At 38.7% G+C, this 14,631-nt stretch carries 11 protein-coding genes; 7 read left to right on the top strand and 4 right to left on the bottom strand.

Annotation, left to right across the window (positions count from 1 at the left end; all coding sequences use genetic code 11):
• The first annotated feature begins 94 nt into the window (after positions 1-94).
• Positions 95-2,461, top strand: a complete 2,367-nt coding sequence (gene pbpC, locus DDV96_RS07545) for a penicillin-binding protein 1C (RefSeq protein WP_116694148.1) — start codon at positions 95-97, stop codon at positions 2,459-2,461.
• Between the two features lie 518 nt (positions 2,462-2,979).
• Here pbpC and DDV96_RS07540 read toward each other — a convergent pair.
• Positions 2,980-4,491, bottom strand: coding sequence for a T9SS type A sorting domain-containing protein (locus tag DDV96_RS07540; protein ID WP_116694147.1), 1,512 nt, complete (start codon positions 4,489-4,491; stop codon positions 2,980-2,982).
• Between the two features lie 331 nt (positions 4,492-4,822).
• Between DDV96_RS07540 and DDV96_RS07535 the strand changes: the two genes are divergently transcribed.
• The 5 genes from DDV96_RS07535 (at position 4,823) to DDV96_RS07515 (ending at position 11,686) form a co-directional block, all read left to right on the top strand.
• Positions 4,823-5,317 (top strand): GbsR/MarR family transcriptional regulator, encoded by a 495-nt coding sequence (locus DDV96_RS07535; protein WP_116694146.1) that lies wholly within the window; start codon positions 4,823-4,825, stop codon positions 5,315-5,317.
• A gap of 12 nt (positions 5,318-5,329) precedes the next feature.
• Complete coding sequence (locus DDV96_RS07530; RefSeq protein WP_116694145.1) at positions 5,330-6,460, top strand: efflux RND transporter periplasmic adaptor subunit; 1,131 nt, start codon at positions 5,330-5,332, stop codon at positions 6,458-6,460.
• Between the two features lie 6 nt (positions 6,461-6,466).
• Positions 6,467-9,604 (top strand): efflux RND transporter permease subunit, encoded by a 3,138-nt coding sequence (locus DDV96_RS07525; RefSeq protein WP_116694144.1) that lies wholly within the window; start codon positions 6,467-6,469, stop codon positions 9,602-9,604.
• An 18-nt stretch (positions 9,605-9,622) separates the two neighbouring features.
• Complete coding sequence (locus tag DDV96_RS07520) at positions 9,623-11,023, top strand: efflux transporter outer membrane subunit (protein ID WP_116694143.1); 1,401 nt, start codon at positions 9,623-9,625, stop codon at positions 11,021-11,023.
• An 81-nt stretch (positions 11,024-11,104) separates the two neighbouring features.
• Positions 11,105-11,686 (top strand): TetR/AcrR family transcriptional regulator, encoded by a 582-nt coding sequence (locus DDV96_RS07515; protein ID WP_116694142.1) that lies wholly within the window; start codon positions 11,105-11,107, stop codon positions 11,684-11,686.
• Here DDV96_RS07515 and DDV96_RS07510 read toward each other — a convergent pair whose 3' ends face one another.
• The 3 genes from DDV96_RS07510 to DDV96_RS07500 are packed head-to-tail and all read right to left on the bottom strand — an operon-like array spanning position 11,687 to position 13,363.
• On the bottom strand, positions 11,687-12,199 hold the full coding sequence (locus DDV96_RS07510; protein WP_116694141.1) for a YciI family protein: 513 nt from the start codon (positions 12,197-12,199) through the stop codon (positions 11,687-11,689).
• Positions 12,189-12,668: a CYTH domain-containing protein gene (locus DDV96_RS07505; protein ID WP_116694140.1), complete on the bottom strand. Its 480-nt coding sequence runs from the start codon at positions 12,666-12,668 to the stop codon at positions 12,189-12,191. Before DDV96_RS07505 ends, DDV96_RS07510 begins: the two co-directional genes overlap by 11 nt.
• Before the next feature lie 35 nt (positions 12,669-12,703).
• Positions 12,704-13,363 carry an NAD(P)H-binding protein gene (locus DDV96_RS07500; RefSeq protein ID WP_116694269.1) on the bottom strand — a complete coding sequence of 220 codons (660 nt, stop codon included), beginning with the start codon at positions 13,361-13,363 and terminating at the stop codon, positions 12,704-12,706.
• Between the two features lie 125 nt (positions 13,364-13,488).
• Between DDV96_RS07500 and dinB the strand changes: the two genes are divergently transcribed.
• Entirely contained in the window at positions 13,489-14,592 is a 1,104-nt protein-coding gene (gene dinB, locus DDV96_RS07495; protein WP_116694139.1) for a DNA polymerase IV, read from the top strand.
• The last annotated feature ends 39 nt before the right edge of the window (positions 14,593-14,631 follow it).

The raw sequence follows: 14,631 nt of genomic DNA, 5'->3' as shown, positions 1-14,631 counted from the left end.
AAGGCGTAGCCTTAAGACGGAAGGGGTGCGTGAACCCACCCCTTTTTTCAGTAAACTGAAAAATGTCCCCTCCCTGTCAGGAGGGGAGCCAAAAATGAGAAAAATAGAAACACATATAAAAACCTTCATAAAAAAACACAAGTTCAAACTTGGGGTTGTGTTTGTGGTTTTCCTTGTTTGGTTGTTTTGCCTTCCTTCCCAATTATTTAAAACACCCACCTCAACCGTGTTGGAAAGTCGGGAAGGTGTTATGATGGGTGCCCGGATTGCCGATGATGGGCAATGGCGGTTTCCACAGTTGGATTCGGTACCGTATCGGTTTGAGCACTCCATTTTATATTTTGAAGATGAATATTTTTATACGCATCCAGGTTTTAATCCTGTTTCCATCACCAAAGCGCTTTGGCAAAACATCTCGACTCATTCCCGTCGTGGTGGCAGTACACTCACACAACAAGTAATCAGGCTTTCCCGTAAAAACCAAAAACGCACCTATTTTGAGAAACTGATCGAAATTTTTCAAGCCACTCGATTGGAAGCGGGCACTACGAAAAAAGAAATATTGAACCTCTACGCTTCCTACGCCCCTTTTGGTGGGAATGTAGTAGGATTGGAAACCGCATCGTGGCGGTATTTTGGCATTCCGGCTAGTGAATTGAGCTGGGGGCAATCGGCAGCGTTAGCCGTTTTACCTAACGCACCAGCTTTAATTTTTCCAGGGAAAAACGAAGTAATCTTAAAGCAAAAACGAGATAAGTTGTTGTTCAAATTGTTTCAAAAGGGAATTATTGATAAAACAACCTATGAATTAGCTATCGCTGAACGCTTGCCCGGCAAACCATTTCCCTTACCTGAAATTGCACCACATTTAACCGAAAAAGCAAGAATTGAACATACGGGAGAACGCATTCAATCCACAATAGACCTTTCGCTTCAGCAAAAGACAAATCGCATTGTAAAGGAGCACTATTTTCAACTAAAACAAAACCAAATTCATAACCTATCTGTTTTGGTCTTGGACGTGAATACCAAAGAGGTCTTGGCGTATGTAGGCAATGCGCCAACAACCAAAGAGCACAACAACTATGTTGACATCATCGACAAAAACCGAAGTACCGGAAGTGTATTAAAGCCTTTTTTATATTCGGCTTTGTTGAATGCAGGCGAACTGTTGCCCAATATGCTGGTGGCCGATGTTCCCACAACGGTAAATGGCTATAGTCCTGAAAATTTTGACAATACTTTTAACGGTGCCGTTCCTGCAAGTGTTGCGCTGTCTCGTTCGTTGAATGTTCCCGCCGTGCGTATGTTGCGGGAATATGGGTTACAACGGTTTTACAATCGGTTGCATGATGTGAAACTTTCAAGCATTGACCATCCTGCCGATTATTATGGCTTGTCTTTAATTCTCGGTGGTGCGGAAAGTTCGTTATGGCAGGTGACCAATGCGTATGCAGGGTTGGCATCGACCCTCAATTTTTTTAATAATTCTTCCAGTGAATATCGTCCCAATGAATTTATGGAACCTAATTATATAAAGAATAAAAAAGCTGACTTCGGAAAAAAGCAACAAAACCCCTCTGTTTTTAATGCAGGCGCCATTTATAAAACTTTTACCGCTATGAAAGAAGTAAACCGGCCACAAGGGGAGGAAAATTGGAGTTTTTTCAGCAATTCGCAGCCCATTGCTTGGAAAACCGGAACAAGTTTCGGGTTTAAAGATGCATGGGCCGTTGGGGTTACGCCAAAGTACGCGATTGGGGTTTGGGTAGGCAATGCCGACGGAGAAGGCCGCCCCGGATTAACAGGAATTCAAGCTGCCGCTCCTGTTTTATTCGATGTGTTGGATGTATTGCCAACTTCTTCCCAATGGTTTACAACACCCTATGATGAATTGACCGAAGCCGAAATCTGTAGAAAAAGCGGGCATTTGGCTAATGTGTTTTGTGAAGAAACGTTTTCAGAATTTATTCCGAAGAACGGAGTAAAAACAGCACCTTGCCCCTACCATCAAAAAGTGTTTTTAAATGCTTCAGGAACGGCGCGCGTAAATTCATCTTGCTATGAACTGTCAGAAATGAAACAAAAAAGTTGGTTTGCCCTTCCGCCGGTAATGGAATATTATTACGCACCCTTACACCCAGAATATAAGCCTTTGCCTCCTTTTAAAAACAGTTGTTTACAAGAGGGCGAAAATTTGATGGAATTTATATTTCCGAAGCGAAACGAAACCATCTTATTGGCAAAAGACTTTAACGAAACCACACAAGAACTTATCTTTAAACTCGCCCACCGCGACCCGGAACGGACGGTGTATTGGTATCTGGATTCAGAATATGTGGGGAGTACCGATACGTTTCACGAACTGGCCATTTCGCCAAAACCCGGAAGCCATATATTGACCGTCATGGATAGCGAAGGAAATGAGTTGCGAGAGAACATTGAGATTGAGAAGTTGTAGTCGAGGTTTTTTTGATGGAATACCAATTCTATCCTAAATATTATACATGTTCATATTTTCCATTGATGAAAAAACCCTTCGACTGGGCTCAGGATAAACCAAGCCAAAAAAATCTAGGCTTACAAAACTTTATCTAAATTTATCATTCCGCGCCTAAATTTTAGGAACTCGCTTTAAAGCTCTTGCCTACTCTAAAGATTTAGCATGTTCAAACAGCCTAAAATTTTTAACGGCACTCTCATTTCAAATTTTACGATAAACTTTTGATAGACCGAAAAGGGATTTTTCAAAATTAATTCTTAATTATTTAAAATTTATTAGAAATCAATATAGATAAGGCATTAAAAACATTTAGGTGATATTGATAAAATACCTATTATTTTTCCAATGGCGGATTCCTCAGTCGTACCTGCCCGACTCATCATTCAGGCGAGCCTTCTTCAGAATGGCGTTGCTCAAAAACAAAAAAAGGCCATCTTTTACAGACGGCCTCTTAGGATATTTTAAAATGAATGTACTTATTGTTTTACAAACTTAACCACTCCTGATGTTTCAGCAGAAGTTAGTTTTACAAAATAGTTCCCTGCTGCCAAAGCTGAAACTTGAATGCGGCCATTGTTTGTTACTTCAGAAGTAAGTACTGTTTTGCCTAACATATCCACGATTTCAACTTGGTATGTTTCTCCTGTGCTTTGAAGGTTAACGGTAACATAATCGTTCGCCGGATTCGGGTATAGGTTGAAATCCAAACCTTGGTTTTCATTGATGCCCAATGGTTCGTTGCTATATCGTGCCACGACCATTTCTGAAGATCCCGATCCAGTATAAGAATACCCAGATGCAATAATTTTTCCATCAGGTTGTAACACAACATCGGTACCGTAATCTTGTCTTCCATCTATATCAGTACTTACCATACCGTCCGTATCAAAAGAGGTGTCTAAGCTTCCATCCGTATTGAGACGTACCAAAGCGATATCATATTCACTTTGTAAAACCGTAGAACCAAATAAAATAGCTTTACCATCATCTTGCAGGATCATACTCTTCGTATAATTTTCACCGTTCACCAATCTAACAGTAACAACACCGTTGTCACCGTAAGTGCTATCAAAGGTTCCGTCGGTATTTAACCTTACTGCTGCAATATCATATCTAAGTGGATTAGAATCAATATAGGTATGGCCTCCCAAAATAATTTTTCCATCATCCTGTATTACCATCCCATCTACAAAATCGTTCTCAACATCAATGTTGAAGAATACTTCTCCATTGGTTCCAAACGAACTGTCGGTGGTTCCATCGGCATTAAACCTTGCTGCCGCCATTTGGTATAGGTTATTATTGTTCAACAAAAAGCCGCCCGCTACAATCTTGCCGTCATTTTGTACGGCAATTTCCTTGATAAAGCCTAAAGAAGAACCAAAACCGGTAATGGCAAAACCATTGGTCCCGAATGTAGTGTCCAAGCTACCATCTGTATTGAACTTTGCAATGGCAAATTCGTCATCACTGTACCCGCCCAATAATATAGTGCCGTCATTTTGAATAACGAGGGTTTCTGCAGCTTCAGTTCCATTATCGGCAACGCTTATTCCGTTTGTGCCAAAGGTATCATCAAACGAGCCATCTGCATTAAGCCGTACTACGGCAAAATCACCGGTAACATTGTCCCAGGTACGTGCTCCCACGACTATTTTACCATCTATTTGCAATTCTATATCGGTGGCAAAGGATTTATCGTTGCCAATAGGGATAATAATTGTTCCGTCTTCACCGAAAGTAGTGTCTAAGCTACCGTCTGTATTGTAACGAGCTACAGTAGCTTTATAAGTTGCTGGTTCACCTGCATGACCAGCTACCAATATTTTTCCGTCCGGTTGTACCGTGGTAGCCGCAGCTTCGTTATAGGTTCCATTTACAACGGTAGTTACAATTCCGTTATCACCAAAAGTGGGATCTAAGGTGCCTTGTGCATAGGTAGCAGAATAGGATACCAAAAGTATTAGTAAAGTGTAAAAATTGTTCATTATGTTAGGTTTTTAAATTTGTGCACAAAATAATACATATTACAGGTATTTCAAGCGACTTGTCTTTCAAATTTACTGAAATTTGAAAGGGTAAAAATAGATTCCTGAAAGCATTAAACCTTCAAAAACCACAAGAAAGAGATACAATAGGCATACTTTTTAAAAGATTTAGGTTTCTTACTGAAGAAAATTCAATAATATCTTCAAAAACACCAGATTTGAGTTTTCGATACTAAAGATATTTTCATTTAATGAAATTTAACAAAATATTAATACCTGTTTAGTTCGGTGACTTCCGAACCAACTGTATATTTGCAAAAAATTATTTTTAATGCAAAATATTTCAGAAGAAAAATGCAAGCTTGTTGAAGAGTTGGGTTTAAGTTTTGAAGACAATCACAACCTTCCGCCGCTTGCAGGAAGGATATATGCGGTTATGATACTTTCCAGTGTCGATGGCCACAGTTTTGAAGATATTATTGAAATTACCAGTGCCAGTAAAAGTTCTGTCTCAACCAACCTTAACTTGTTGGTACAATTAAAGTTTATTGAATATTTCACTAAAACGGGAGATCGTAAGCGTTATTTCCGAACCACAAAAAATTATTTACGGTTAACCTTAGAAGAACATTATGAGTCCATAGATAAGGAATTGGAATTAGTGAAGAAAGTAAACACCTTTAATAAGAAGCACAATCCTGAAAAATTCAAAAAAAACAAAAATATTGGGCTGATATTTCAAGAATATTTAACCACACAAAAAGAAAATTTAGAAACCACCATTAAAAAAATGATCGCGTTTAATAACGAATTTGATCAACTGTAAATTTAACTAGCTATGAAAAAAACGCAAATATTAATCTTGCTCTTTATATCATCCCTGGCATTGACTTCCTGTGGAAATGATGAAAAACAACAAGCTCAGGCTGCACAAGGACAACAAAAATTAGGTTTCCCTGTTGTAACCATACCTACAAAAACGGTAACTGCATACACAAATTACCCTGCAAGTATTGAAGGGATCGTGAACAGTGAAATTCGAGCAAAGGTTTCGGGTTATATATCTAATGTCATGGTCGACGAAGGTCAAAAAGTACGTAAAGGCCAGTTGCTTTTTAAGCTTGAAACACAATCTTTAAGTCAAGACGCAGCCGCCGCTAAGGCAAATGTAAACGCAGCACAAGTGGAAGTTGATAAACTAAAGCCTTTGGTTGAAAAGAATATTATTAGCAATGTACAGTTGGAAACCGCTAAAGCAAAATTAGAGCAGGCAAAAAGCGGCTATAATAGTATTGCTGCCAATATTGGTTATGCAAATATTAAAAGCCCGGTCGATGGGTATGTGGGTTCTATTCCGCTTCGGGAAGGTGCTTTGGTAAGCCCTAGCTCGCAAACACCTTTAACTACAGTAGCAGATGTGAGCAAAGTATATGCTTATTTCTCGTTGAATGAAAAAGAATACTTAGACTTTATACAAAATACAGAAGGCGAGGGTTTAGAAGAAAAAATAAATAACCTTCCAAACGTTAGGTTGGTATTGGCAAATGGTAATCTTTACGAACACGAAGGGAAAATTGAAACAATTAACTCTCAAGTAAACGTAAATACAGGAACCGTTTCATTTAGGGCAGTTTTTGCCAACCCGGAACGCCTGCTTTCCAATGGCTACAGTGGAAAAATCCAAATTCCTGAAACGTATGAAAATGCCATTGTAATCCCAGAGTTTTCAACTTATGAGAGACAAGGTAAATTATACACCTACAAAGTTCAAGGAGATAGTATTGCGGTTTCTACCCCTATTGAAATTACCGATCGGGTAAATAATTTGATTATAGTACAATCAGGTATTAAAGAAGGTGATAAAATTGTTGCCAAAGGAGTTGGTAAATTACGAAATAACGCACCTATTACTCCTCAACCTGTTTCTTTTGACAGTATTGCCAAAGGGTTAGAACAAGCATTTAAATAAGAAAGTATGTTAAAGATATTTATTGAAAGACCGGTATTATCAACCGTAGTTTCCATTATATTGGTGATTTTGGGGGTTTTAGGAATTACAACACTCCCTACCACGCAGTACCCTGAAATTGCACCTCCCACAGTTCAAGTAACAGCAAACTATCCCGGTGCCAATGCACAAACTGTTCTGGAGAGTGTGATCATTCCTATTGAAGAACAAATAAACGGGGTGGAAGGAATGACATATATTACTTCTACAGCCAGTAATAGTGGTCGTGCAAGTATACAAGTGTTTTTTGATCAAGGTACCGATCCCGATATTGCAGCAGTAAACGTACAAAACAGGGTGGCGCGTGCTAATCCTTTGCTTCCTGTTGAAGTAACACAGTCTGGGATAATTACACAAAAACAGCAGACAAGTGCTTTAATGTTTCTCACCACGTATTCTGAAAATGAAGAATACGATGCAACTTATATTCAAAACTATTTGAATATAAATGTGCTTCCAGAATTAAAACGTATTAATGGCGTGGGTGACGTTCGTGTATTCGGAAGTAAAAATTACGCCATGCGTATCTGGCTGCAACCTGAAAAACTTGCCGCCTATAACTTGGTTCCAACAGATATAACGACCGCTATTGACGAACAGAGCCGTGAAGCCGCTGCAGGGGCTTTAGGACAGAATAATGCTGAATCATTTGAATATGTCTTAACCTATTCCGGTCGTTATAAAGAAGAATCTCAGTATGAAGATATTGTAATCAAAGCATTGGATAATGGGAAGTTTTTGACCTTAAAGGATGTTGCTGAAATTGAATTGGATGCTGAAGGATATAATGCCATTTCATTCACCAATGGTAATCCAGGTGTAAGTATGGCGGTTTACCAAACGGCAGGATCAAATGCCCAGGAAATTATTGAAATTATCCATGAAAAAATGGGAGATCTTTCTGCAGATTTTCCAAAAGGGATGAAATATGTAGTGAATTTTGATACCAATGAATTTTTAACAGCATCGATAGACAAAGTATTAGGCACTCTTTTTGAAGCTTTTGTACTGGTGTTTATTGTTGTATTCTTGTTTCTTCAAGATTTCCGTTCTACACTTATTCCGGCTATTGCGGTCCCGGTTTCCATTATTGGTACTTTTTTCTTTCTCAGTTTGTTTGGTTACACAATCAACTTATTAACACTTTTTGCTTTGGTATTGGCTATTGGTATTGTGGTTGATGATGCCATTGTTGTGGTTGAAGCAGTCCACGCTAAGCTTGAAGAAGGAGCAGAAAATGCTTTAAAAGCAACACGTTCAGCCATGGATGAAATTACCGGAGCAATTATTTCCATTACTTTGGTGATGGCTGCGGTATTTATACCGGTAACTTTTATTACAGGTCCTACAGGGGTTTTTTATGAACAATTTGGAGTGACTTTAATGGTTGCCATAGGTATTTCAGCAGTAAATGCATTAACGTTGAGTCCTGCATTGAGTGCTCTTTTCTTAAAACCCCATACGGAAAAGGACAAAAAGAAAAATTTCCTACAGCGTTTTTTTACTGGGTTTAATGTTGGTTTTAAAGCAGCAACCAATAAATATATAAACTCACTTGGGTTTTTATATAGACACAAGTGGATAACTGTGGTAGTGCTTTTAGTGGCCACAGGTGCTATTTTATGGGCCGCCAAAACCACCCCAACCGGTTTTGTGCCCGATGAAGACCGTGGATTGATTTTTGCCAATATTGAACTTCCGGCCGGTGCTACATTAGACCGTACAGTTGGCGTACAAAGAGAACTGGAAGCTAAAGCGAAAAGTATTCCTGGAGTAAGTGATATATCATTGGTAAGTGGTTTTAGTATCATTAGTGGTGCGGGGAGCAATTATGGAATAGGTTTCATTAAACTGGATAATTGGAGCGAACGGGAAGACGATTCAAAATCGGTAGAAGCCATTACAGGGCAACTATTCGGGCTTGCTACAACCATACCCGATGCCAATATTTTATTCTTCGCACCTCCATCAGTACCAGGTTTTGGGGCATCCTCAGGTTTTGAATTACAAGTACTGGATCAATCTGGAGGAAGTTTTTCTGAACTGAGCCAAGTAACCCAAGAGTACTTACAGACATTATCACAACGCCCGGAAATTCAATATGCACAGAGCTCTTTTAATGTAAATTATCCACAATATGAAATTGATGTAAATATTTCAAAAGCCAAAGAAGCCGGTATATCGGTAAGCTCTATTCTATCAACTTTACAAGGTTATATAGGTAGTATTTATGCAGCCAATTTTTCACGTTTTGGAAAACAATATCGAGTATATGTACAAGCACTGCCGGAAGACCGAGCTACCACCGAAAGTTTAAACAGCATGTATGTAAGGAATGATACCGGTACTATGGCACCCATTACAGAATTTATAAACTTAAAACGTGTATATGGTCCGCAATCGGTTACACGTTTCAATCTTTTTAATTCAGCGAGTGTAAACGGAGCTGCAGCACCGGGATATTCTTCGGGTGACGCAATTGCTGCAGTTCAAGAAGTGAGCGAAACCGCTTTACCTCAAAATTATTCCATTGGTTTTTCAGGATTGACACGAGAAGAAATTAACGCAGGAAATCAAACCACATTTATATTCTTGTTATGTATTGTATTTGTTTATTTTATTCTATCTGCTCAATATGAAAGTTACTTAATACCTTTTGCTGTTTTGCTTTCCTTACCTGTTGGTGTAATGGGAGCCTATTTAACAACAAAACTTGCAGGACTGGAAAACAACGTCTATTTCCAAATTGCATTAATTATGTTAATAGGATTGTTAGCGAAGAACGCCATCTTGATTGTAGAATTTGCCATACAAAGAAGAAGGACAGGCCTCAGCCGTATGGAAGCTGCTTTTGAAGGTGCAAAAGCACGTTTACGTCCTATTTTAATGACTTCCTTTGCGTTTATCATCGGGTTATTGCCATTGGTTTTTTCATCAGGGATTGGAGCTCGTGGAAATAATGCCATCGGTACAGGAGCTGTTGGAGGATTATTTATAGGGACCGTGCTTGGAGTATTTATTATTCCTATTCTCTATATCTTTTTCCAATGGCTTCAAGATAAAATAAACGGAACCACCAAAAAAGAAGCTGTAGAAGCAAACTAATTTTTGAAAACTGAAAAAATGAAACAAGTTAAAATAATAAAAATTTCAGCAATTGCCTTGGTTTTCTTAATACTGCAATCTTGCTTTGTGGCCAAAGAATACAGTAGGCCGGAAACTGTTGTAGAAACTGAATATTACCGAACGGACAAACTGCCTCAAGATAGTTTATCTTTGGCTTCAGTTTCTTGGAAAGAATTGTTTACCGATGCCCAACTTCAAAATTATATTGAAGAAGGGTTGCAGAACAATATTGACATCCGTATTGCCATACAGCAGATTTCGGCTGCCGAAGCTTATCTCAAACAAGGAAAGGCAGGTTATTTTCCTACATTGAACGGAAATGCTACCTATACCAGACAAGAACTTTCAGAAAACAGTCAGTTTGGAGGGCAATTTTCTTCCCTAAACCAATACCAATTGAGTGGCGGTCTTTCTTGGGAAGCAGATATTTGGGGTAAAATACGAAGCAACAAACGGGCTTTTCAAGCTTCTTATTTACAGTCTGTTGCTGCGCACAAAGCCGTTAAAAGTAGGTTAGTGGCCAATATTGCCTCGACCTATTATCAATTATTGGCTTTGGATGAACAGATTCAAATTACGGAAGAAACCATTGAAACCCGAACCAATAGCTTAGAAACAACGGAAGCCCTTAAAGAGGCAGGAAATGTGACCGAAGTAGGCGTTAAACAAACCGAAGCGCAATTATATACCGCTCAAGCCATCTTGATCGACTTGAAAACCCAGTCTAAATTACTGGAAAATACCATGTCCATTTTATTGGGTAGCCCCATGAAAGAAATTGCCCGGGGAGAGCTGGAAAACCAAGAAATAAATACCGAATTAAAAACCGGTGTTCCCGCACAGTTGTTGCGAAACCGCCCCGATGTTATTGCAGCAGAATATAGCCTAATTAATGCTTTTGAGCTCACCAATGTGGCTCGAAGCAACTTTTATCCTTCGCTTACCTTAACAGCAAACGGCGGGTTGCAAAGTTTGGATATTGACAATCTGTTCAGTGCAAGTTCATTGTTTGCCACCATTACGGGAGGCTTAATGCAACCCATTATTAATGGCCGGAAAATACGAACGCAATACGAAGTATCGCAAGCGCAACAAGAGCAAGCACGGTTAGACTTTAAATTTGCCATTTTAAATGCCGGAAAAGAAGTTTCAGATGCAATGTATTCGTATGAAGCTGCTACAGAAAAGATTGATGTAAAAGAAAAAGAATACGAGGCTTATAGCCTTTCTACAGATTATTCAGAAGAATTGTTGGATAATGGGTTAGCAAACTATTTAGAAGTGCTTCGCGCCCGGGAAAATGCCCTAAACTCGAGCTTAGACTTGATACGTGCAAAAAACAACCAGCTTCAATCGGTGGTTGATTTGTACGAAGCACTAGGCGGTGGTTGGCAGTAAAGATTCATAGTTTTCATGATTGGTTGATTGTTGATTCCTGCCCTGTAGCAATGCAGGGCGGGAATTTTTTTAAAAGAAAAGATGCAAAGCGAAGACAAAAAAATTATAACAAAAACACTGGAGCTCTTTAAAAAATATGGAGTAAAAAGTGTTTCTATGGATGATATTGCTTCAGTATTAGCCGTATCAAAGAAAACGCTGTACACATATTTTGACAGTAAAGATTTGCTTATTGAAAAAACGATTTGTTACATTTTTACAGAACATTTCAACAAAATAGATCGTATTCTTGAAAAAGAAATGTCACCGCTTCAAAAAATAATCCTTATTTATCGCTACGGAATCAATCAATTGATAACCTACGATCCCGCTTTTTATTTTGAATTAAAAAAATACCATCTTTCAGCCCACAACCACTATGAAACGTATAAAAGAACAATAATTTTTGATATAATTTTAGGCTTATTGAAAGAAGCACAGGAAGTAGAAGAAATAAGACAAGATGTAAACCTGAACCTTTTTTGTGAAATTCATTTGTTTAAAATCGATGAGATTTTAGCCGATCCTGAATTCAACACCCAATATTCCACCCAGCAAATGCTAAACCATTTGGTGATTCATAATTTACGGGGTATTGTGGTTGACACTTCGTTGATAGATTAATTAACGTAACGAAAACCCTTTTGCTGCCCACCACGGGTGTATTTCAATCGTTAACCGGCCTGCTTGTACCATAGGATCCATATTGGCCAAACTATCTGCCATTTGCTTTGTTGGCACATTATAGATAGTAATACCGCGAATATCGCCGTCATCTCCAAAAGGGCCCGAAATATCGGCAAAGCCTTGTTCATACATACTTCCTAAATGGGCTAAATGTAATTTTTGTAAGCTATCAGCTTCTTTTTTATTTTGTGATCTATTGGCACCTCGTTTTAAAAAGGCGATGAAATATTGTTGCATCAAAACCGTATCGCCGGTTTTCTCATCCACATAATCAAAAATCTGGTAGCCTTTATCGGTAAGCTCTTTTTTAAGTTCTGTCACAGATTCTTTTTCAGCTTTGAATGTTTGTTCTTCTTTCTCTACAAAAGTGTCCTTCTTCTTTTCTTCTTTCGGGTTGTCGCAGCTGCAAAAAGCCAATAATATTGCTACTAACGTAATTTTAATTTTCATCGTTCCAAGTTTTAAATGGTTGTTTGCTTAATTGCGAATTATAATATTTTGTTTCCCCGGTAACTTCCTTCCCTATCCAACAGGGAATTTTAACTTTCTCCTGTTCTTCGTGCAATTCAACTTCAGCCACGGTCAATCCTTGGTTTTCGCCAAAAAATTCATCTACTTCAAAAATATGATTGGTAGCTTTTACCTCGTATCGTATTTTATCTATTGTTCCCGGTTCGCAAATTTCCAACAACGCCTCGGCTTCTGATACCGTAATCTGCTTTTCCCATTCAAAACGGCTCGCCCCGGTTTCGTTCCCTATTCCTTTCACGGTAATGAAACCTTCGGTGCCTTTTATTCTAACTCGCACCGTTCGCTCGGGATGGGTATTTAAAAAACCTTGCACTATCCTTGTTTTTTTAAAAGCGAGTTCTTTAAATGCTTCAGAAGTCACTAAAAATTTCCGTTCTATTTCTTTCATTGTTTATTCTTTATTCTAAAAATCCAATTAGTATTTTAATTGGGGTTAGATTCTACTATTTCTTTAATTTTATCTGAAGGAATCCGTTTTTCAGAATAAGGTTTATAGATTAAATTTTGCATCGCTTTTGCTATGGTTTCCGGTTCAATCATTTTATATTTCTTCGGAATTAAAAACCCAAATGTTTTTGCGAAAAATTTCGCAATCGACTCCCCCATCCTGTTTTCAGATCTGTTCCCACCAATTAAGGAAGGTTGCAAAATATAGGTTTCTGAAATGTTCTGCTGCAACACATCGCGCTCCATTTCACCTTTTACTTTATTGTAAAACACGCTACTGTCTGGATTTGCGCCTAAGGCTGAAATTACAATAAACTTCGGAATTGAATTCTGTTTAGCCAATTTTGCAGCTGTAACCGGAATACCATAATCTATCTTTTTATAAGTTTCCTTATCTGGTGTTTTAGACTTTGTGGTCCCAATACAGCAAAAAACCACATCGCCCGTAAAGCGTTCGGTTTCTCTTTCCAGTTGAAACATATCGATAAGGTACTCCCTCACTTTAGGATCTTTTACCCCACTAGAGCTACGCGAAAATAATTTTATCGTTGAAATGGAATCATCTTGAAGCAACTGCTTAAGCAAGATACCTCCTGTTAGGCCCGTGGCTCCTAAAATTATGGCTATTTTTTGCATGGTTTTTTTATGTTGAATCATCCATCTTGCAGGGTATTTACTTCTTTGCCAAAGCTTTTTCAGCAAAGAAAGAAAACCCTGTAGGTATATTTATTTGGTTACTATAAAGATATTAAATTTACAGTATGGAAGAAGCCTTGCCCATTCGTAAAATTATCCACGTGGACATGGATGCGTTTTATGCATCGGTAGAACAGCTGGACAATCCTGAATTACGGGGGAAGGCCATTGCCGTGGGCGGAAGCAGCAAACGGGGCGTGGTCGCAGCTGCCAGCTATGAAGCTCGTAAATTTGGCGTGCGATCGGCGATGAGCAGTGTATTGGCGAAGAAAATGTGCCCGCACTTGATTTTTGTGAAAAGTAATTTTGATCGTTACCGTGAGCTTTCGCAACGCATACGGAACATTTTTTTTGAATATACCGATTTGGTAGAGCCGCTCTCATTAGATGAAGCCTACTTGGATGTAACCGAAAACAAAAAAGGCAATCCCAGTGCTACGTTGATTGCCCAGGAAATAAGACAAAAAATCAAGGAGAAGACCAGCTTGAATGCTTCGGCGGGGATATCCACCAATAAATTCATCGCGAAGGTTGCCAGTGACATCAACAAGCCCAACGGACAAAAAACCGTTCCACCCGAAGCGGTTTTAGGTTTTCTGGAAAATTTGGAAATTAAAAAGTTTTACGGTGTTGGGAAAGTGACCAAAGAAAAGATGTACCGCCACGGAATTTTCACAGGAAAAGACTTAAAAGCCAAACCCTTGGAATATCTTCAGGAACATTTTGGCAAAAGCGGTTCGTATTACTATCATGTGGTACGCGGTATCCACAACAGCGCCGTAAAACCCACCCGAACCCGAAAATCACTTGCGGCAGAGCGTACGTTTTCTGAAAACATCTCTTCGGAAGTGTATATGCTGGAGCGCCTAGAAACCATTGCCGAAGAAGTAGAGCGCCGACTCACAAAAAACAATGTGGCCGGAAAAACGATCACGCTTAAAATTAAATACAGTGATTTTACGTTACAGACAAGAAGCAAAACGTTACCGTTCTATATTTCAAGCAAGTCGCTAATGCTCGACGCTGTTAAAGATTTGTTATTTCAGGAGAAAATGAAAAATTCGGTGCGATTGTTGGGGATTTCTTTATCGAACCTTAACAACGAAAAAAAAGAACAACAACCCGAACCCGAGGAAAGTATAGACGTTCAACTTAAATTTGATTTTTAAAATATGAAATAAGACTACTTGAATCTAATTAGTAACTTC

The organism is Marixanthomonas spongiae (assembly GCF_003095375.1).
Taxonomy (GTDB): domain Bacteria; phylum Bacteroidota; class Bacteroidia; order Flavobacteriales; family Flavobacteriaceae; genus Marixanthomonas; species Marixanthomonas spongiae.
The sequence above is the reverse complement of the archived record's forward strand: the minus strand, read 5'-3'. Positions and strand labels throughout refer to the sequence as shown.